Source organism: Cupriavidus oxalaticus (assembly GCF_004768545.1).
In the GTDB taxonomy this organism is placed as follows: Bacteria; Pseudomonadota; Gammaproteobacteria; order Burkholderiales; family Burkholderiaceae; genus Cupriavidus; species Cupriavidus oxalaticus_A.
Map to the genome: position 1 here is coordinate 3,388,883 of NZ_CP038635.1, position 16,724 is coordinate 3,405,606.

Below are 16,724 nucleotides of genomic sequence, written 5' to 3' on the forward strand. Positions count from 1 at the left end.
CCCCGGCCGAAGCCAGGGCGGTTACCGCGGTGCAGGGGCTAACGCCCCCGCGCCACAATTACTTTTCCAGACCTGCGGGCGGCCAGTTCTCGAGCTTCATGCCGAGGGTCAGGCCACGCGAGGCGAGGACTTCCTTGATCTCGTTGAGCGACTTGCGACCCAGGTTCGGGGTCTTCAGCAGCTCGTTCTCGGTACGCTGGATCAGGTCGCCGATGTAGTAGATGTTCTCGGCCTTCAGGCAGTTGGCCGAACGCACTGTCAGCTCCAGGTCGTCGACCGGGCGCAGCAGGATCGGATCGATCTGCGGCGTGCGGCTCGAAGCAGCCTCGGCTGCCGACTCGGTGCCTTCCAGCGCGGCGAACACGGACAGCTGGTCGACCAGGATGCGGGCCGACTGGCGGATCGCTTCCTCGGGCGAGATCACGCCATCGGTTTCGATGTTCATCACCAGCTTGTCCAGATCGGTACGCTGCTCCACGCGAGCGGATTCAACGGCGTACGACACGCGGCGCACCGGCGAGAACGAGGCGTCCAGCACGATGCGGCCGATGACCTTGCCCGACTCGTCGCCGAACTTGCGCACGTTGCCCGGCACGTAGCCACGGCCCTGCTCGACCTTGATCTGCATGTCCAGCTTGCCGCCGGCCGACAGGTGGGCGATCACGTGGTTCGGGTTGATGATCTCGACGTCGTGCGGCAGCTCGATATCGGCAGCCGTGACAACGCCTTCGCCATCCTTGCGCAGCGACACCGTGACTTCATCACGGTTGTGCAGCTTGAACACCACGCCCTTCAGGTTGAGCAGCAGGTTGACGACATCTTCCTGCACGCCGTCGATGGTGGAATACTCGTGGACCACCCCAGCGATCGTGACTTCGGTCGGGGCATAGCCGACCATCGACGACAGCAGCACGCGACGCAGGGCGTTACCGAGCGTATGGCCGTAGCCGCGCTCGAACGGCTCCATCACGACTTTGGCGTGATGGTCGCCCAGAGGCTCGACGGCGATGATTTTTGGCTTGAGGAGTGCTGTTTGCATTAGGTTGTCCTTTTCAATACCCTCGGCTCGTTACACCGATAAGGCTGACGTTTGGAACCTGAAAATACCCATCGTAACGATGGGCGAAGCCCGACCGCGCGTAGCGCGCGTCGGGCTGAAAGAGAAGCTTTGCGGAGAACGCAAGCGCTGGGCCGTCTGCCTCGCGGATTAACGCGAGTACAGTTCGACGATCAGGCTTTCGTTGATGTCGCCAGAGATATCGGCGCGATCCGGAACTTGCTTGAAGGTACCTTCGAATTTCTTGGCATCCACGGCAACCCAGGTCGGGAAGCCCGACTGCTCGGCCAGCGACAGCGCTTCGGCGATACGGACTTGCTTCTTCGACTGCTCGCGGATGGCGATGATGTCGCCCGACTTGATCTGGGCCGACGGCACGTTCAGGGTCTGACCGTTCACCAGGATCGCCTTGTGCGAAACCAGCTGGCGCGCTTCAGCGCGGGTCGAGCCGAAGCCCATGCGGTACACCACGTTGTCCAGGCGCGATTCCAGCAGTTGCAGCAGGTTTTCGCCGGTGTTGCCCTTGCGGCGATCGGCTTCGGCGAAGTAGCGGCGGAACTGGCGCTCGAGCACGCCGTAGATGCGCTTGACCTTCTGCTTTTCGCGCAGCTGGTTGCCGTAGTCCGAGGTGCGTGCACCCGAGGTGCGGCCATGCTGGCCCGGCTTGCTGTCCAGCTTGCACTTGTCGGCCAGCGAGCGGCGCGAGCTCTTCAGGAACAGGTCGGTGCCTTCACGGCGGGAAAGTTTGGCCTTCGGGCCGGTATAACGTGCCACGTTGTCTTCCTTTGATCGATCACGGCGCCTTCTTGACGCGCCGCGAGTCCGCCAACGCAGTACCTCCCGGAAACCCGGGAAGACCGTGACGGACGGTGGGCTTATGAAGCGCGACCTGGCCTGTTGGGGCCGGGATACGACGCTGAAAGCATTTACAGTGCATCGACACCGAAATGTGCTTTATGCGACATTCCCTCGATGCAAAACGAAAACCTGCCGCATCAAATGCAGCAGGTCAACGCACGATACTACCATATCCGAAACCGGCAGGTAAACCCACCGAGCTCGGACACGCCATCGCTTAGATGCGGCGGCGCTTCGGCGGACGGCAGCCGTTGTGCGGAATCGGCGTGACGTCTTCGATGATCGCGATCTTGATGCCCAGCGCGTTCAGCGCGCGGACAGCCGACTCACGGCCAGGGCCAGGGCCCTTGATGCGCACTTCCAGGTTCTTGATGCCCTGGTCTTGCGCCACGCGGCCGGCGTTCTCGGCAGCAACCTGGGCAGCGAACGGGGTCGACTTGCGCGAACCCTTGAAGCCCTGGCCACCGGCGGTCGCCCACGACAGGGCATTGCCCTGACGGTCGGTGATCGTGATGATGGTGTTGTTGAACGAGGCGTGGACGTGCGCAATGCCGTCGGCAACGTTCTTCTTGACCTTCTTACGCGCGCGAGCGGCGTTATTCGGACCTTTTGCCATTAGTTTCTTCCTCTGCCTTCGGCTTTACTTCTTCAGAGCCACGCCGGCCTTGCGCGGACCCTTGCGGGTACGTGCGTTGGTACGGGTACGCTGACCGCGCATGGGCAGGCCCTTGCGGTGACGCATGCCACGATAGCAACCAAGGTCCATCAGACGCTTGATGTTCATCGTGGTTTCACGACGCAGGTCACCCTCGACCGTGACCTTGCCCACTTCGTCACGAAGCTTTTCCAGGTCGGCGTCGGTCAGATCCTTGACCTTCTTGTCAAACGGTACACCGGTGGCCTCGCAAATCTTGCGGGCGCGCGAGCGGCCGATACCGTAAATGGCGGTCAGGCCGATTTCGGTATGCTTGTGGTTCGGGATGTTAACCCCTGCGATACGTGCCATTCGTCAATCCTCTTTCCGATTAGCCTTGGCGTTGCTTGTGGCGGGGATCCGACGAGCAGATCACGCGCACGACACCGTTGCGCTTGATGATTTTGCAGTTGCGGCAAATGCGCTTAACAGAAGCCAGCACTTTCATAATTTTCCTCTTCCTTCAATTCCTGTTCGCTCACTTCGTCCGGAAGACGATTCGTGCGCGCGACAGATCATATGGGGTCAGCTCGACCGTCACCTTGTCACCCGGAAGAATCCGGATGTAGTTCATTCTCATCTTGCCGGAGATGTGGCCCAGCACTACATGGCCATTCTCCAGCTTGACTCGGAACGTCGCATTGGGCAGGTTCTCCAGGACCTGGCCCTGCATCTGGATGACGTCGTCTTTTGCCATACCTAGCCTGTACCGATCCGAAGTCAGCGCAAGGTCAGATTACCCTTGAAATTCGCCTTCTTCAGCAGCGACTCATACTGCTGCGACATGACATAGGACTGAACCTGGGCCATGAAGTCCATCGTGACGACCACGATGATCAGCAGGGAGGTTCCGCCGAAATAGAACGGAACGTTCCAGCGCAGCACCAGGAATTCCGGCAACAGGCAGACCAGTGTGATGTAGATCGCACCAGCCAGCGTCAAACGCACCAGGATCTTGTCGATATAGCGCGTCGTCTGCTCGCCCGGACGAATGCCCGGAATGAAGGCACCGCTTTTCTTCAGGTTGTCTGCCACTTCACGGCTGTTGTAGACCAGGGCCGTGTAGAAGAAGCAGAAAAATACAATCGCAGCAGCGTACAGCAGGATGTAGACCGGCTGGCCCGGCGACAGCGTGGCAGCCAGGTCCTTGATGAACCCGCCCACCGATCCAGTCGCGTCAGACGTGAACCAGCCCGCGATCGTTGCCGGGAACAGGATGATCGACGACGCGAAGATCGGCGGAATCACCCCTGCCATGTTCAGCTTCAGCGGCAGGTGCGACGACTGTCCGCCGTACACCTTGTTGCCGACCTGACGCTTGGCATAGTTCACCAGGATCTTGCGCTGGCCACGCTCGACGAACACCACTGCGAAGGTCACACCGATCACGATCGCCACGATGAAGATCGCCGCGATGATGCTCATGGAACCCGTGCGGACCAGTTCGAACAGTCCGCCGATCGCGTTGGGCAGGCCCGCCGCGATACCGCCGAAGATGATGATCGAGATGCCGTTGCCCAGACCCCGCTCGGTGATCTGCTCACCCAGCCACATCAGGAACATCGTACCGGTCACCAGCGTGATCACCGCCGTGGCCCGGAACATCAGGCCAGGATCCAGCACCAGCCCCGGCTGCGACTCCAGCGCCACCGCAATCGACAGCGCCTGGAACGTGGCCAGGACCACGGTGCCGTAGCGCGTGTACTGCGTGATCTTGCGCTGGCCTGCCTGCCCTTCCTTCTTCAGCGACTCCAGCTGCGGCAGCACGATCGTCAGCAACTGCATGATGATCGACGCCGAGATGTACGGCATGATGCCGAGCGCGAAGACGGTAAAGCGCGACAGCGCCCCGCCCGAGAACAGGTTGAACATCCCGAGGATGCCACCCGACTGACTCTGGAAAAGCTTCGCAAGCTGCTCCGGATCGATACCGGGCACCGGAATATGAGCGCCGATGCGGTACACGATCAGGGCCAGCACCAGAAACATCAGCCGGCGCTTGAGGTCGCCGTACTTCGCCGTGTTCCTGGCTTGCGCGCTTGCATTGGGTTTCGCCGTGGCCAAACGATGCTCCGACTATAACTGCCTATGCTGCGATAAATGCCTTGTCAGGCTGCGATCTGGCCGCCAGCGGCTTCGATCGCGGCCTTGGCGCCAGCGGTGGCGCCCAGACCCTTGATCGTCACCTTGCGGGTCAGCTCGCCGGCCTTGATGACCTTGGCGCTCTTGACCAGGTCGCTGACCAGGCCAGCCTGCTTCAGAACCAGCAGGTCGACTTCGGCCGCTTCCAGGCGCTCGATGTCACGCAGCGTGACTTCGGCGGTGAACGCCTTGGTCAGCGAGGTGAAGCCGCGCTTCGGCAGGCGACGATACAGCGGCATTTGACCGCCTTCGAAACCCACCTTGTGGAAGCCGCCCGAACGCGACTTCTGACCCTTGTGACCGCGACCGGCAGTCTTGCCCAGGCCGGAGCCGATACCGCGGCCGACGCGACGCTTGGCGTGCTTCGAACCGGCAGCCGGTTTCAGGTTGTTCAGTTGCATCTTGCTCTCCAAGTCCCGATCAGGCCAGAACCTTCACCAGGTACGAGACCTTGTTGATCATGCCGCGCACGGCGGGCGTGTCCTGCAGCTCCGACACCGAGTTGATGCGGCGCAGGCCCAGGCCACGAACGGTGGCGCGATGATCCTCGCGCGTGCCGATCAGGCTGCGCACGAGTTGCACTTTTACGGTTTTCTGCGACATTGCGTTCACCTTAACCCAGGATGTCTTCGACCGACTTGCCACGCTTCGCGGCGATTTCGCCCGGCGTGCTCATCTTCTGAAGGCCGTCCAGCGTGGCGCGAACCATGTTGTACGGGTTGGTGGAGCCGTGCGACTTGGTCACCACGTTGGTGACGCCCATCACTTCGAAGATCGCGCGCATCGGGCCGCCGGCGATCACGCCGGTACCTTCCTTGGCGGGCATCATCAGCACCTTGGCGGCGCCGTGCTTGCCAACGACTTCGTGTTGCAGCGTGCCGTTCTTCAGCGAGACCTTGACCATCTTGCGACGGGCTTCGTCCATTGCCTTCTGAACAGCAACCGGCACTTCCTTGGCCTTGCCCTTGCCCATGCCGATGCGGCCATCGCCGTCACCAACCACGGTCAGCGCTGCGAAACCGAGAATCCGGCCACCCTTCACCACCTTGGTGACACGGTTGACCGAGATCATCTTCTCGCGGAGGCCGTCGTCGCGTTCGTCCTGTTGGACTTTTGCTTGCATCTTTGCCATGACGTATCTCTCTCTATGCGCTTAGAACTTCAGGCCGGCTTCGCGGGCGGCGTCTGCCAGGGCCTTCACGCGGCCATGGAAACGGAAGCCGGCGCGATCGAACGCGACGGTTTCCACGCCGGCAGCCTTCGCCTTCTCGGCGATGCGCTTGCCAACCACGGTGGCGGCAGCGGCGGTAGCGCCCTTGCCATCCAGTTCCTTGCGCACTTCCACCTCTGCGGTCGAAGCCGAAGCCAGCACCTTGGTGCCGCACTCGGAGAAGACCTGGGCGTAAATATGCGAATTCGTACGGAACACGGTCAGACGATTGACTTTCATCTCCGCGATCTTGGCGCGGGTCTGACGTGCACGGCGCAAACGAGCGTCTTTCTTGTTCATCATTGCACCCCTTACTTCTTCTTGGTTTCCTTCAGGATGACGCGCTCGTCGCTGTAGCGCACACCCTTGCCCTTGTAGGGCTCGGGCGGGCGGTACGCGCGGACTTCCGCGGCAACCTGACCGACTTTCTGCTTGTCCGCACCCTTGATGATGATCTCGGTCTGCGTCGGCGTTTCCGCCTTCACGCCTTCCGGCATCTCATGGATCACGTCGTGCGAGAAACCAAGCTGGAGCTTCAGCGCAGCGCCTTGCAGCTGGGCACGGTAGCCCACGCCAACGAGGTTCAGCTTGCGCTCGAAACCGGTGGTCACGCCCTTGACCATGTTCGCCGCCAGGGCGCGCATGGTGCCTTGCAGGGCGTTTGCTTCACGCGACTCGTCAGCCGGCGAGAAGGTCAGCGTGTCGTTCTCGACATTGACCTTGACCAGGCTGTGAATCGGTTGCGACAGCGTACCCAGCGGACCCTTCACGGAGAGCACGCCAGCTGCCACGTTCACTTCCGCGCCCTTGGGGAGCGCGATGGGAGCCTTACCTACACGGGACATGGTTCTCTCCTTAAGCGACGTAGCAGAGAACTTCGCCGCCCACGCCGGTGGCGCGAGCCTTGCGGTCGGTCATCAGACCCTGCGGGGTCGAGATGATCGCCACACCCAGGCCGTTCATCACTTGCGGGATGTCGCTGCGGCCCTTGTACACGCGCAGGCCGGGCTTCGAGACGCGCTCGATGCGCTCGATCACCGGACGGCCGGCGTAGTACTTCAGGCCGATGCTCAGTTGTGCCTTGCCGCCATCTTCCTGGACGGCGTAATCGTCGATGTAGCCTTCGTCCTTCAGGACCTTGGCGATTGCCACTTTCAGCTTCGACGACGGCATGACAACCGACGCCTTCTGCACGCCCTGGGCGTTGCGGATGCGCGTCAGCATATCGGCGATAGGATCGCTCATGCTCATACTGTTTCTCCTGTAGCCTGTGCGTAATTACCAGCTGGCTTTCGTCAGACCCGGGATTTCGCCCTTGAAGGCGATTTCGCGGATCTTGTTACGCGCCAGGCCAAACTTGCGGAAGGTACCGCGGGGACGACCGGTGATCGCGCAGCGATTGCGCTGGCGAGTCGGGTTCGCGTTGCGCGGGAGCTGTTGCAGCTCGAGACGCGCGCTGTAACGCTCTTCTTCCGACTTCTCTTGGTCGTCGATAATGGCCTTGAGGTTGGCGCGCTTGGCGGCGTACTTCGCCACCAGCTTGGCGCGCTTCTTCTCACGTTCAATCAGAGCCAGTTTAGCCACGGTTACCCCTTAATTGCGGAACGGGAACTTGAACGCACCGAGGAGTGCCTTGGCTTCCTCGTCGTTCTTTGCCGTCGTCGTGATGCTGATGTTCAGACCACGCAGTGCGTCGATCTTGTCGTACTCGATTTCGGGGAAAATGATCTGCTCTTTCACACCGATGTTGTAGTTGCCACGACCGTCAAACGAACGGCCCGACACACCACGGAAGTCACGCACGCGCGGCAGGGCCACGGTGACGAAACGATCGAGGAATTCGAACATGCGCTCGCCGCGCAGGGTCACCATCGCACCGATGGGGTAGCCCTGGCGGATCTTGAAGCCGGCGATGGCCTTCTTGGCCTTCGTCACGACCGGCTTCTGACCGGCGATCTTGGTCAGGTCGCCGACGGCGTTTTCAATGATCTTCTTGTCATTGATCGCTTCGCCAAGGCCCATGTTCAGGGTGATCTTGGTGATGCGCGGCACTTCCATGACCGACTTGTAGCCGAACTGTTCGATCAGCTTCGGCACAACCTGTTCTTTGTAAAACTCTTGCAGACGTGCTGCCATGCTCAACTCCTAAACGTGCCCAGAATCAAGCTGCCACGACGGCGCCGGTGGTCTTCAGCACGCGCACGCGCTTGCCGTCTTCCACCTTGATGCCGACGCGCGACGGCTTGCCATTGGCATCCACGAGCGCAACGTTGGAAATATGCAGCGGCATGACCTTGTCAACCACGCCACCGGTGGTGCCCAGCATCGGGTTCGGGCGCGCATGCTTCTTGGCGATGTTCACGCCCTGCACCGCAACCTTGTCACCGAGCACGGCCTGCACGGTACCGCGCTTGCCCTTGTCCTTGCCGGTCAGGACGATGACTTCATCGCCTTTGCGAATCTTGTTCATGTCGGCTCCTTACAGCACTTCCGGAGCGAGCGACACGATCTTCATGAAGCGCTCGGTACGGAGTTCACGAGTCACCGGCCCGAAAATACGGGTGCCGATCGGCTCGAGCTTGTTGTTCAGCAGGACGGCGGCATTGCCGTCGAACTTGATCAGCGAACCGTCAGCGCGGCGCACGCCCTTGGCGGTACGCACGACGACGGCGTTGTAGATGTCGCCCTTCTTCACGCGACCGCGCGGCGCTGCGTCCTTGACGGTCACCTTGATGATGTCGCCAACGCTTGCGTAGCGGCGCTTGGAGCCACCCAGCACCTTGATGCACAGCACTTCGCGCGCACCAGTGTTATCGGCCACTTCGAGCCGGCTTTCTGTCTGAATCATGGTGTTTGTCTTCCCAACTTAATCCGCCAGGTGCCATAGCGCCCGTCGGTCAGTCTTGGTCCCGTCGGTTCCGGCCTTGCGCCAGCACCGTATGGGTTGATCAACTTTGAAGTCGGTAGGAGCCTGGCAACTTGACTGATGTCGAATCGCTTGGCCCTGGCTCGCTCAACAGGCCCGCCCGGGTGGTACTGCTAAGGCGAACGCAATAAAGCGGAAGTCCAGGATTATAGCTACATAATCCTGGACTTGCAAGTCAAGCTAAGAACGTGTTGTTCTTAGATGACGCGTGCAGCCTCTACCAGCCGGGAAACCACCCAGGACTTGGTCCGCGACAGCGGACGGCCTTCCTGGATTTCGACCTTGTCGCCTTCCTTGTACTGGTTGGCTTCGTCGTGTGCGTGGTACTTCTTGGAACGCAGCACGTACTTGCCGTACAGGGGATGCTTGACGCGGTTTTCCACCAAGACCGTAACGGTCTTGTCCATCTTGTCGCTCACGACACGGCCGACCAGGGTACGGCGAAGCGACTTTTCCGTTTGTGCAGCTTCAGTCATTTCGCGTTCGCCTTTTCAGTCAGCACGGTTTGCACGCGCGCGATGTCCTTGCGAACCTTCTTCAGCTGGCTGGTGTTCTGCAGCTGTTGGGTTGCCTTTTGCATGCGCAGGCTAAATTGGGCCTTCAGCAGCTCGGAGAGCTCCTGGTTCAGGCCTGCGGCGTCCTTGCCGCGAAGTTCGGATGCTTTCATCCCTGCTCTCCTTACGTCCCGACCTGGCGCACCACGAAATTGGTGGCGATCGGCAGCTTGGCCGCTGCGAGGCGGAACGCCTCACGCGCCAGCTCTTCGCTCACGCCATCCATTTCGTACAGCATCTTGCCCGGCTGGATTTCAGCCACGTAGTACTCCGGATTGCCCTTACCGTTACCCATACGGACTTCAGCGGGCTTCTTCGAGATCGGCTTGTCCGGGAAGATCCGGATCCAGATGCGGCCGCCACGCTTGATGTGACGGGTCATCGCACGACGTGCCGACTCGATCTGGCGAGCCGTCAGACGGCCACGGCCCATGGCCTTCAGGCCGAATTCGCCGAAAGACACGGCGTTGCCACGGGTAGCCTTACCCGTGTTGCGGCCTTTCTGCTCCTTGCGGTATTTTCTGCGCTTAGGTTGCAGCATCGTTATTCTCCACTCTTCCCATCTGCGCCAGGCGCAGCGCGACGACCGGCACCGGCACCGCCACGGCGGTTGCCACCCGGACGGCCTTCGCCTTCACGGCGGCGGCCTTCCGGACGACCCGGGCGACGACGACGGTCGTCTTGCGGCTCTTCCACCACCGGCGCTTCATTGCGGCCGAGGTGATCACCCTTGTAGACCCACACCTTGACACCGATGATGCCGTAGGTGGTTTCTGCTTCGGAGAAGCCGTAGTCGATGTCGGCGCGCAGGGTGTGCAGGGGCACACGGCCTTCGCGGTACCACTCGGTACGTGCGATTTCGATACCGTTCAGACGGCCGGCGCTCATGATCTTGATGCCCTGGGCACCCAGGCGCATCGCGTTCTGCATGGCGCGCTTCATGGCGCGGCGGAACATGATGCGGCGCTCGAGCTGCTGGGTGATCGAGTCGGCGATCAGCTGAGCATCGGTTTCCGGCTTGCGGATTTCCTCGATGTTCACGTGCACGGGCACGCCCATGCGACGCTGCAGTTCGGCCTTCAGCAGTTCGATGTCCTCACCCTTCTTGCCGATCACCACGCCCGGACGCGAGCTGTAAATGGTGATGCGGGCATTGCGGGCGGGGCGCTCGATGACGACGCGGCCAACCGATGCGTTCTTCAGCTTCTTCTTCAGGAAGTCGCGAACTTCGATGTCTTCCTTCAGCATGCCGGCGAACTTCGTGTTGCTGGCGTACCAGCGCGAAGCCCAGTTACGGCTGACAGCCAGACGGAAGCCAGTCGGATGAATCTTCTGTCCCATCGTGACTCCTTAGTTGCCGAGCGTCACAGTGATGTGACAGGTTTGTTTCTCGATGCGGTTGCCGCGGCCCTTCGCCCGTGCGGTGAAGCGCTTGAGCGAGGTCGCCTTGTCGACGTAGATCGATTTGACCTTGAGTTCGTCGATGTCGGCGCCTTCGTTGTGCTCAGCGTTGGCGATGGCCGATTCGACCACCTTCTTCACAATCCCGGCAGCCTTTTTCGGGCTGAACGTCAGGACATTGAGCGCGCGCTCGATCGGCAGACCACGGATCTGGTCAGCGACCAGGCGCGTCTTCTGGGCGGAGATGCGGGCACCGCGATGAATCGCTTTCACTTCCATGATGGCACCTTACCTCTTCGCTTTCTTGTCAGCCGCGTGGCCCTTGAACGTGCGGGTGATCGCAAATTCGCCGAGCTTGTGGCCAACCATGTTTTCCGTCACGTACACCGGCACGTGTTGACGGCCGTTGTGCACGGCGATCGTCAGGCCAATGAACTCCGGCAGAATGGTCGAGCGGCGCGACCAAGTCTTGATGGGCTTCTTGTCCTTGCCGCTGACTGCAACTTCCACCTTCTTCAGCAGGTGGGCGTCGCAGAACGGACCCTTTTTAGCGGAACGAGTCATATCTTTAGCTCCTACCTACCGATTAACGCTTGTGGCGCTTCTGGACGATCATGCTGTCCGTGCGCTTGTTGCTGCGGGTGCGGTAGCCCTTGGTCGGGGTACCCCACGGCGACACCGGATCGCGGCCAGCAGCGGTCTTGCCCTCGCCACCACCGTGCGGGTGGTCGACCGGGTTCATCACAACGCCGCGGACCGTCGGGCGGATACCGCGCCAACGGGTCGCACCGGCCTTGCCGATGACGCGCAGGCTGTGCTCTTCGTTGCCAACTTCACCGACGGTGGCGCGGCACTCGATGTGCACGCGGCGCACTTCGCCGGAGCGCAGGCGAACCTGGGCGTACAGGCCTTCACGGGCCAGCAGCACGGCGGAGCCGCCTGCAGCGCGGGCGATCTGGGCGCCCTTGCCCGGCAGCATTTCCACGTTGTTGATCGTGGTACCGACCGGAATGTTGCGGATCGGCAGGTTGTTACCAGCCTTGATCGGCGCTTCCGAGCCATTCAGCAGCGATTGGCCGGCAACCATGCCCTTGGTGGCGATGATGTAGCGGCGCTCGCCGTCGGCGAACACGACCAGCGCGATGTTGGCGCTGCGGTTCGGATCGTATTCCAGGCGCTCGACCTTGGCGGGGATGCCGTCCTTGTCGTTGCGCTTGAAGTCGACCACGCGGTAGTGGTGCTTATGACCACCGCCCTTGTGGCGGGTGGTGATATGACCATTGTTGTTACGACCCGACTTCTGGAATTGCTTTTCCAGCAGCGGAGCGTGCGGGGCGCCCTTGTGAAGGTCCTTGTTGACGACCTTCACCATCGAGCGACGACCCGGGGAAGTCGGCTTGGTCTTGACGAGTGCCATGATTACTTGGCCTCCGCTTCAAAATTGATTTCCTGACCCGGCTTCAGCGACACGTAAGCTTTCTTCACGTGGTTGCGACGGCCCATGAAACGGCCGAAGCGCTTCTGCTTGCCCTTCTGGTTCAGGATCTGAACGGACTGCACCTCGACCTTGAACAGCAGTTCGACGGCGGCCTTCACTTCTGCCTTGTTGGCATCGCGGGCCACTTCGAACACGACTTGTTCATTCTTGTCGGCGACCAGGGTTGCCTTTTCGGAAACCACCGGCGCGAGCAGCACCTGCATCAAACGATGATCGTTCTTGGCTACTTGCGTCATTTCAGCAACTCCTCGATCTGCGCGACGGCTGCCTTGGTCACCAGCACCTTCTTGTAGTGCACGAGCGACAGCGGATCAGCCTGGCGCGGCTCGACAACTGCCACGTGCGGCAGGTTGCGCGAAGCCAGGTAGAGGTTTTCGTCGAGGCTGTCGGTGATGATCAGCACCGAGTCCAGGCCCATGGCCTTGAACTTGTCGGCCAAGAGCTTGGTCTTGGGCGCGTCGACGGTGAAACCGTCCACCACATTGATACGACCTTCACGTGCGAGCTGCGAGTAAATCGAGCGCATGCCGGCACGGAACATCTTCTTGTTGACCTTCTGGCTGAAGTTCTCTTCCGGCGAATTCGGGAAGATACGGCCGCCCCCGCGCCACAGCGGCGAGGAAGACATACCGGCACGAGCACGGCCCGTACCCTTCTGGCGCCACGGCTTCTTGGTCGTGTGCTTGACCTCTTCACGATCCTTCTGCTTGCGGTTACCGCTGCGCGCGTTGGCCTGGTAAGCGACGACGATCTGGTGAACGAGGGCTTCGTTGTAGTCACGGCCGAACACTTCGGGCGAAGCGGCAACGCCCGCGCCGATCTGGCCATTGTCCTGGAGGAGCTTGAGTTCCATTACATGCGCTCCTTAAGCTTTGGCTTTGGCCTTGACGGCCGGGGTAACGATGACCTTGCCGTTCTTGGAGCCAGGGATGGCGCCCTTGACCAGCAGCAGCTTGCGCTCTGCGTCGATCTTGGCGATCTCCAGGTTCTGCACGGTGCGGGTGACATCGCCCAGGTGACCGGTCATGCGCTTGCCCGGGAACACGCGGCCCGGATCCTGCGCCATACCGATCGAGCCCGGCACGTTGTGCGAGCGCGAGTTACCGTGGGTGGCACGGCCGGAGGCGAAGTGATAGCGCTTGATGGTACCGGCGTAGCCCTTACCGATGGTCACGCCCTGCACGTCGATCTTCTGACCGACTTCGAACAGGTCGACCGACAGCGAACCGCCAGCTTGCAGTTCGGCAGCCTTGGCTGCATCGATACGGAATTCGCGGATGATTTCGCCGGCTTCCACGCCGGCTTTGGCGAGGTGACCCGCCAGCGGCTTGGTGACGCGGCTTGCGCGTCGTGCGCCGAAGGTGACTTGAACCGCGGTATAACCGTCGGTCTCGTCCGTCTTGATTTGCGTCACGCGGTTGTCGCCGACCTCGACCACGGTCACGGGAATCGCTTCACCGTCGTCCGTGAAAATACGGGTCATGCCAACCTTGCGACCTACAAGGCCAAGGCTCATGGTTTGCTCCATTCCCAGCTGCGATTGGCCGGGGCTGATTGATACACGAAAACTGTGTTTGCGCTTGTGCGCGGATGGGCTGCGCTAAAGAGGACTGCGCCTGGCCAAAACGGCCAACCCACTACCCGGAGACACGGGTAGCCTTACACTATAACCCTTCCCCGAGGAAAGGGCAATAAGCAATTGTGATTTGCCGATGGGTGTTGTAGGCAGGATTCAAGCAGATGTGCACAAAAGCTGGCACGAAGGCGGCGCGGCGGGCAGCAGACGCCGCTCGCCGGCATGCGGCTCAGGCGGCGACGCGCACGAAGCCGCCACTATAGAAGACCAGCGGCTCGCCTTCTTCCGCCGAGATGGACTCCACCGCGCCGACGATCAGCAGGTGATCGCCCACGGGATCGGCACGCTCGACGCGGCACGCGAGCGTGGCGAGCGCCTCGTCAAGGTAAGGCACGCCCTGGGCGCAGCGCGTATGGCGCACGCCGGCGAACTTGTCTACAGCCGGCGCCGCGAAGCGGCGCGCCAGGTCGCCGTGCCCGGCGCGCAGGATGCTGACACCGAACGGCCGGCCTGGCTCGAACAACCCGGCGTTGGGCGAGTGCGACGCCAGGCTCCACAGGATCAGCGGCGGCGCCAGCGACAGCGACGCGAACGAGTTGACGGTGATGCCGACCGGCCGTAGCTGCGCGGTACAGGCACCGATGACCGCCACGCCGGTCGCGTAGCGGCCGCAAACCCGCCGCAACTCGCGCGGATCGAGCAGGGGCGCGGCATGATTGGTGGTGTCCATGTCAGGCAGCCTGCGGCAGGTGGTGGTCGATCAGCTGGTGGCAAGCCTGCTCGTCCATCCACCACGGGAAATAGTCCGGTGGATTGTCGAAGCCGTTGGCGATGCGCGCCGCCAGCGCGGGCGCCTGCCCTGCCGCGCCCAGCAGCGCCAGGATATGCGGCGGCGGCGGGGTCAGCAGCGAGTTGGTCCAGGCCACGACATCGCCGGCGTATTGCCAGTAGCGGGCGAAGGTCTGCTCCATCCAGTCACGGTCGAACGGCCGCTCGCCATGGGCGAGGATGGCGTCGAGGTAGACCTTGCAGCATTTGGCGGCATTGTTGGAACCCTGCCCGGTGATCGGGTCGTTGACCACCACGGCATCGGCCATGCCGAATACCAGCCGGCCCGAAGGCAGCGTCAGCACCGGCTTGCGCACCGTCGGCGCGAAGCGGCCCGACAGGATGCCGTTGTCGTCGGTCAGCGCCACCCGCTCGCAGCGCTCGGCCTCCCACGGCGCATAGGTGCGCAGGATGCGCAGGCTCTCTGCGAGGTGCTGGTCGGGCGTGCGTGCCTCGGCCCAGCGATCCATCGGGCCGCCGGGGATGCCCTCGAACACCATGATCTCGCACGGCCCCGACAGCGTCAGCGCGGGGAAGACGAAGTATTCGCCGACACCCGGGATCAGGTTGAAGCAAACCCGCGAGAACGGCTCGCGCGGTACCATGCCGGTGACATAGGTCAGCGCCAGCGCGCGTTGCGGCTTGTCGAACGGGCTGCGCTGCGCGTCGCGCTCGAAGCGGCTGACGATCTCGCCCTTGCCGGCGGCCAGCAGCACCAGGTCGTGCTCGCCGGTCAGCGCTTCCAGTTCGTCCACGCCAACATCGACGATGCGCAGGTCGCCGCCGCGCGCGGCGAAGGCTTCCATCCACGCCGGCATCTTCAGCCGCTGGTCGACCGCCTGTGCCGGCCGGTCCAGCGGCGCGGCCCAATCGATGGCTTTCGCGCCGGGTAGTTCGGGATGCGGCACGGCCAGGCCGATGCCTTCGACCGGCGGGCAGTTTTCGTCCCACCAGTTGAGGCCGAGGTCGCGCTCGGTCTGCAAGGCGCGGTCGAACATGCACTGGCTCGACATGACCTTGCCGGTGCGGACTTGCTCCGGCGTGCGATTGGACAGCAGCGTGACCTGGTAGCCGGCCGCCTGCAGCCCGAGGGCCATTTGCAGGCCGGATTGCCCGGCCCCTACGATGGCGATGCGTTGGCGCATGATGTGGTCTCCTGATTGGATGGGGATGGCGTGTGCGGCGATGGCGTCAGCCGGCCAGCTTGCCGATTGCCGGGACGTTCTGCTCCGGGCCCATCGCACTGTAGCCACCGTCGACGGCGTAATCCGCGCCGGTGACGAAGCTGGCATGGTCAGAGCACAGGAACAGCACCACCTGCGCGACCTCGTCGGGCTCGCCCACGCGGCCCAGCAGGTGGAATGGCGCGGCGACGGCATCGGTACGGGCGCGGTTGCCGCCGCTGACCTCGTCCATCAGCCGGCACCATGTCCAGCCCGGCGACACCGAATTCACGCGGATGCGGTCGGGCGCCAGATCCATCGCCATATTGCGCGTCAGCTGCGCGATGGCCGCCTTGGATACCGGATATAGCCAGCGCCCGGTCTGCGCGACATTGGCCGAGATGCTGGTGAAATTGACGATGGCGCCACCGCCGCGCGCGCGCATCAGCGGCGCCACCGCCTGCGCCAGCATCACGCCGGACACGACGTTGACGTCGAGCGCCGCCAGCCAGTCGGCACGGCTGGAGCGGAAGCCGTCGTCGAGATAGGTGCAGGCCAGGTTGACCAGGAAGTCCACGCCGCCGAAGCGCTGCGCGACCTGGCCCACGGCATCGCGGACCTGTTCGTCCTGCGTGATATCGGCCGCGATAAAAAGCGCGTCCTTGCCCAGCTCCGCGGCAACGCGCTCACCGTTGGCGGCGTCGATATCAAAGATCGCCACGCGCGCACCAGCCTCGACGAAGGCCCGCGCCACGCCAGCGCCGATCAGAGTGGCGCCGCCGGTGACGATGGCCACCTTGTCCTGCAATCCCTTCAT

30 protein-coding genes are annotated in these 16,724 nt (G+C 62.4%); all 30 read right to left on the reverse strand.

All coding sequences use genetic code 11. The annotated features are described in order from the left end of the window. Positions 1-58: 58 nt before the first annotated feature. A complete protein-coding gene (locus E0W60_RS26455; RefSeq protein ID WP_010812374.1) occupies positions 59-1,039 on the reverse strand; it encodes a DNA-directed RNA polymerase subunit alpha in 981 nt (326 codons plus the stop codon). A gap of 168 nt (positions 1,040-1,207) precedes the next feature. Continuing rightward, positions 1,208-1,831, reverse strand: coding sequence for a 30S ribosomal protein S4 (gene rpsD / locus E0W60_RS26460; protein ID WP_133093430.1), 624 nt, complete (start codon positions 1,829-1,831; stop codon positions 1,208-1,210). 301 nt (positions 1,832-2,132) lie between these two features. Then, complete coding sequence (gene rpsK / locus E0W60_RS26465) at positions 2,133-2,531, reverse strand: 30S ribosomal protein S11 (RefSeq protein WP_010812376.1); 399 nt, start codon at positions 2,529-2,531, stop codon at positions 2,133-2,135. Positions 2,532-2,555: 24 nt separating this feature from the next. Beyond that, complete coding sequence (gene rpsM / locus E0W60_RS26470) at positions 2,556-2,921, reverse strand: 30S ribosomal protein S13 (RefSeq protein ID WP_008642961.1); 366 nt, start codon at positions 2,919-2,921, stop codon at positions 2,556-2,558. Positions 2,922-2,940: 19 nt separating this feature from the next. After that, positions 2,941-3,057: a 50S ribosomal protein L36 gene (gene rpmJ / locus E0W60_RS26475; protein WP_008642959.1), complete on the reverse strand. Its 117-nt coding sequence runs from the start codon at positions 3,055-3,057 to the stop codon at positions 2,941-2,943. A gap of 30 nt (positions 3,058-3,087) precedes the next feature. Continuing rightward, positions 3,088-3,306, reverse strand: coding sequence for a translation initiation factor IF-1 (gene infA, locus E0W60_RS26480; RefSeq protein ID WP_116320343.1), 219 nt, complete (start codon positions 3,304-3,306; stop codon positions 3,088-3,090). Positions 3,307-3,329: 23 nt separating this feature from the next. Continuing rightward, on the reverse strand, positions 3,330-4,673 hold the full coding sequence (gene secY, locus E0W60_RS26485; protein ID WP_029047589.1) for a preprotein translocase subunit SecY: 1,344 nt from the start codon (positions 4,671-4,673) through the stop codon (positions 3,330-3,332). A gap of 44 nt (positions 4,674-4,717) precedes the next feature. Then, entirely contained in the window at positions 4,718-5,152 is a 435-nt protein-coding gene (gene rplO / locus E0W60_RS26490; protein WP_063241272.1) for a 50S ribosomal protein L15, read from the reverse strand. 19 nt (positions 5,153-5,171) lie between these two features. Beyond that, complete coding sequence (gene rpmD, locus E0W60_RS26495) at positions 5,172-5,354, reverse strand: 50S ribosomal protein L30 (protein WP_010812381.1); 183 nt, start codon at positions 5,352-5,354, stop codon at positions 5,172-5,174. A 10-nt stretch (positions 5,355-5,364) separates the two neighbouring features. Continuing rightward, positions 5,365-5,883 (reverse strand): 30S ribosomal protein S5, encoded by a 519-nt coding sequence (gene rpsE / locus E0W60_RS26500; RefSeq protein WP_006160449.1) that lies wholly within the window; start codon positions 5,881-5,883, stop codon positions 5,365-5,367. Between the two features lie 21 nt (positions 5,884-5,904). Beyond that, entirely contained in the window at positions 5,905-6,261 is a 357-nt protein-coding gene (rplR, locus tag E0W60_RS26505; protein WP_010812382.1) for a 50S ribosomal protein L18, read from the reverse strand. 11 nt (positions 6,262-6,272) lie between these two features. Next, positions 6,273-6,806: a 50S ribosomal protein L6 gene (rplF, locus tag E0W60_RS26510; protein ID WP_133093429.1), complete on the reverse strand. Its 534-nt coding sequence runs from the start codon at positions 6,804-6,806 to the stop codon at positions 6,273-6,275. 10 nt (positions 6,807-6,816) lie between these two features. Beyond that, complete coding sequence (rpsH, locus tag E0W60_RS26515) at positions 6,817-7,212, reverse strand: 30S ribosomal protein S8 (protein ID WP_010812384.1); 396 nt, start codon at positions 7,210-7,212, stop codon at positions 6,817-6,819. 27 nt (positions 7,213-7,239) lie between these two features. Beyond that, positions 7,240-7,545, reverse strand: a complete 306-nt coding sequence (gene rpsN / locus E0W60_RS26520) for a 30S ribosomal protein S14 (protein ID WP_010812385.1) — start codon at positions 7,543-7,545, stop codon at positions 7,240-7,242. A gap of 9 nt (positions 7,546-7,554) precedes the next feature. Further along, the gene (rplE, locus tag E0W60_RS26525; protein WP_010812386.1) at positions 7,555-8,097 is read right to left on the reverse strand and encodes a 50S ribosomal protein L5; all 543 of its coding nucleotides are present in this window, start codon (positions 8,095-8,097) and stop codon (positions 7,555-7,557) included. A gap of 25 nt (positions 8,098-8,122) precedes the next feature. Further along, complete coding sequence (rplX, locus tag E0W60_RS26530) at positions 8,123-8,431, reverse strand: 50S ribosomal protein L24 (protein ID WP_010812387.1); 309 nt, start codon at positions 8,429-8,431, stop codon at positions 8,123-8,125. Between the two features lie 9 nt (positions 8,432-8,440). Beyond that, positions 8,441-8,809: a 50S ribosomal protein L14 gene (gene rplN / locus E0W60_RS26535; RefSeq protein WP_010812388.1), complete on the reverse strand. Its 369-nt coding sequence runs from the start codon at positions 8,807-8,809 to the stop codon at positions 8,441-8,443. Between the two features lie 275 nt (positions 8,810-9,084). Further along, complete coding sequence (rpsQ, locus tag E0W60_RS26540; protein WP_010812389.1) at positions 9,085-9,363, reverse strand: 30S ribosomal protein S17; 279 nt, start codon at positions 9,361-9,363, stop codon at positions 9,085-9,087. Then, positions 9,360-9,554 carry a 50S ribosomal protein L29 gene (gene rpmC / locus E0W60_RS26545; RefSeq protein WP_008642937.1) on the reverse strand — a complete coding sequence of 65 codons (195 nt, stop codon included), beginning with the start codon at positions 9,552-9,554 and terminating at the stop codon, positions 9,360-9,362. Before rpmC ends, rpsQ begins: the two co-directional genes overlap by 4 nt. A gap of 11 nt (positions 9,555-9,565) precedes the next feature. After that, complete coding sequence (gene rplP / locus E0W60_RS26550) at positions 9,566-9,982, reverse strand: 50S ribosomal protein L16 (RefSeq protein ID WP_006576240.1); 417 nt, start codon at positions 9,980-9,982, stop codon at positions 9,566-9,568. A 2-nt stretch (positions 9,983-9,984) separates the two neighbouring features. Next, on the reverse strand, positions 9,985-10,782 hold the full coding sequence (rpsC, locus tag E0W60_RS26555) for a 30S ribosomal protein S3 (protein WP_029047586.1): 798 nt from the start codon (positions 10,780-10,782) through the stop codon (positions 9,985-9,987). A 9-nt stretch (positions 10,783-10,791) separates the two neighbouring features. After that, the gene (rplV, locus tag E0W60_RS26560; RefSeq protein ID WP_003271370.1) at positions 10,792-11,121 is read right to left on the reverse strand and encodes a 50S ribosomal protein L22; all 330 of its coding nucleotides are present in this window, start codon (positions 11,119-11,121) and stop codon (positions 10,792-10,794) included. 9 nt (positions 11,122-11,130) lie between these two features. Further along, positions 11,131-11,406 (reverse strand): 30S ribosomal protein S19, encoded by a 276-nt coding sequence (gene rpsS, locus E0W60_RS26565; protein ID WP_029047585.1) that lies wholly within the window; start codon positions 11,404-11,406, stop codon positions 11,131-11,133. Between the two features lie 22 nt (positions 11,407-11,428). Then, positions 11,429-12,259 carry a 50S ribosomal protein L2 gene (gene rplB / locus E0W60_RS26570; RefSeq protein WP_029047584.1) on the reverse strand — a complete coding sequence of 277 codons (831 nt, stop codon included), beginning with the start codon at positions 12,257-12,259 and terminating at the stop codon, positions 11,429-11,431. Positions 12,260-12,261: 2 nt separating this feature from the next. Next, a complete protein-coding gene (gene rplW, locus E0W60_RS26575; RefSeq protein ID WP_006576245.1) occupies positions 12,262-12,576 on the reverse strand; it encodes a 50S ribosomal protein L23 in 315 nt (104 codons plus the stop codon). After that, positions 12,573-13,193 carry a 50S ribosomal protein L4 gene (gene rplD, locus E0W60_RS26580; RefSeq protein ID WP_029047583.1) on the reverse strand — a complete coding sequence of 207 codons (621 nt, stop codon included), beginning with the start codon at positions 13,191-13,193 and terminating at the stop codon, positions 12,573-12,575. Before rplD ends, rplW begins: the two co-directional genes overlap by 4 nt. Positions 13,194-13,205: 12 nt before the next feature. Next, complete coding sequence (gene rplC, locus E0W60_RS26585) at positions 13,206-13,856, reverse strand: 50S ribosomal protein L3 (RefSeq protein WP_010812397.1); 651 nt, start codon at positions 13,854-13,856, stop codon at positions 13,206-13,208. A 289-nt stretch (positions 13,857-14,145) separates the two neighbouring features. Further along, positions 14,146-14,646 carry a flavin reductase family protein gene (locus E0W60_RS26590; RefSeq protein WP_135706074.1) on the reverse strand — a complete coding sequence of 167 codons (501 nt, stop codon included), beginning with the start codon at positions 14,644-14,646 and terminating at the stop codon, positions 14,146-14,148. Position 14,647: 1 nt separating this feature from the next. After that, positions 14,648-15,889: a styrene monooxygenase/indole monooxygenase family protein gene (locus E0W60_RS26595; protein WP_135706075.1), complete on the reverse strand. Its 1,242-nt coding sequence runs from the start codon at positions 15,887-15,889 to the stop codon at positions 14,648-14,650. A 46-nt stretch (positions 15,890-15,935) separates the two neighbouring features. Further along, positions 15,936-16,724 (reverse strand): SDR family oxidoreductase, encoded by a 789-nt coding sequence (locus E0W60_RS26600; protein ID WP_133093425.1) that lies wholly within the window; start codon positions 16,722-16,724, stop codon positions 15,936-15,938.

Bases quoted from the DNA above. Each gene is read 5' to 3' on its own strand.
- E0W60_RS26455 (WP_010812374.1), bottom strand. From the start codon at position 1,039: ATGCAAACAGCACTCCTCAAGCCAAAAATCATCGCCGTCGAGCCTCTG.
- rpsK (WP_010812376.1), bottom strand. From the start codon at position 2,531: ATGGCAAAAGGTCCGAATAACGCCGCTCGCGCGCGTAAGAAGGTCAAG.
- rpsM (WP_008642961.1), bottom strand. From the start codon at position 2,921: ATGGCACGTATCGCAGGGGTTAACATCCCGAACCACAAGCATACCGAA.
- rpmJ (WP_008642959.1), bottom strand. From the start codon at position 3,057: ATGAAAGTGCTGGCTTCTGTTAAGCGCATTTGCCGCAACTGCAAAATC.
- infA (WP_116320343.1), bottom strand. From the start codon at position 3,306: ATGGCAAAAGACGACGTCATCCAGATGCAGGGCCAGGTCCTGGAGAAC.
- rplO (WP_063241272.1), bottom strand. From the start codon at position 5,152: ATGCAACTGAACAACCTGAAACCGGCTGCCGGTTCGAAGCACGCCAAG.
- rpmD (WP_010812381.1), bottom strand. From the start codon at position 5,354: ATGTCGCAGAAAACCGTAAAAGTGCAACTCGTGCGCAGCCTGATCGGC.
- rpsE (WP_006160449.1), bottom strand. From the start codon at position 5,883: ATGGCAAAGATGCAAGCAAAAGTCCAACAGGACGAACGCGACGACGGC.
- rplR (WP_010812382.1), bottom strand. From the start codon at position 6,261: ATGAACAAGAAAGACGCTCGTTTGCGCCGTGCACGTCAGACCCGCGCC.
- rplF (WP_133093429.1), bottom strand. From the start codon at position 6,806: ATGTCCCGTGTAGGTAAGGCTCCCATCGCGCTCCCCAAGGGCGCGGAA.
- rpsH (WP_010812384.1), bottom strand. From the start codon at position 7,212: ATGAGCATGAGCGATCCTATCGCCGATATGCTGACGCGCATCCGCAAC.
- rplE (WP_010812386.1), bottom strand. From the start codon at position 8,097: ATGGCAGCACGTCTGCAAGAGTTTTACAAAGAACAGGTTGTGCCGAAG.
- rplX (WP_010812387.1), bottom strand. From the start codon at position 8,431: ATGAACAAGATTCGCAAAGGCGATGAAGTCATCGTCCTGACCGGCAAG.
- rplN (WP_010812388.1), bottom strand. From the start codon at position 8,809: ATGATTCAGACAGAAAGCCGGCTCGAAGTGGCCGATAACACTGGTGCG.
- rpsQ (WP_010812389.1), bottom strand. From the start codon at position 9,363: ATGACTGAAGCTGCACAAACGGAAAAGTCGCTTCGCCGTACCCTGGTC.
- rpmC (WP_008642937.1), bottom strand. From the start codon at position 9,554: ATGAAAGCATCCGAACTTCGCGGCAAGGACGCCGCAGGCCTGAACCAG.
- rplP (WP_006576240.1), bottom strand. From the start codon at position 9,982: ATGCTGCAACCTAAGCGCAGAAAATACCGCAAGGAGCAGAAAGGCCGC.
- rpsC (WP_029047586.1), bottom strand. From the start codon at position 10,782: ATGGGACAGAAGATTCATCCGACTGGCTTCCGTCTGGCTGTCAGCCGT.
- rplV (WP_003271370.1), bottom strand. From the start codon at position 11,121: ATGGAAGTGAAAGCGATTCATCGCGGTGCCCGCATCTCCGCCCAGAAG.
- rpsS (WP_029047585.1), bottom strand. From the start codon at position 11,406: ATGACTCGTTCCGCTAAAAAGGGTCCGTTCTGCGACGCCCACCTGCTG.
- rplB (WP_029047584.1), bottom strand. From the start codon at position 12,259: ATGGCACTCGTCAAGACCAAGCCGACTTCCCCGGGTCGTCGCTCGATG.
- rplW (WP_006576245.1), bottom strand. From the start codon at position 12,576: ATGACGCAAGTAGCCAAGAACGATCATCGTTTGATGCAGGTGCTGCTC.
- rplD (WP_029047583.1), bottom strand. From the start codon at position 13,193: ATGGAACTCAAGCTCCTCCAGGACAATGGCCAGATCGGCGCGGGCGTT.
- rplC (WP_010812397.1), bottom strand. From the start codon at position 13,856: ATGAGCCTTGGCCTTGTAGGTCGCAAGGTTGGCATGACCCGTATTTTC.
- E0W60_RS26590 (WP_135706074.1), bottom strand. From the start codon at position 14,646: ATGGACACCACCAATCATGCCGCGCCCCTGCTCGATCCGCGCGAGTTG.
- E0W60_RS26595 (WP_135706075.1), bottom strand. From the start codon at position 15,889: ATGCGCCAACGCATCGCCATCGTAGGGGCCGGGCAATCCGGCCTGCAA.
- E0W60_RS26600 (WP_133093425.1), bottom strand. From the start codon at position 16,724: ATGAAGGGATTGCAGGACAAGGTGGCCATCGTCACCGGCGGCGCCACT.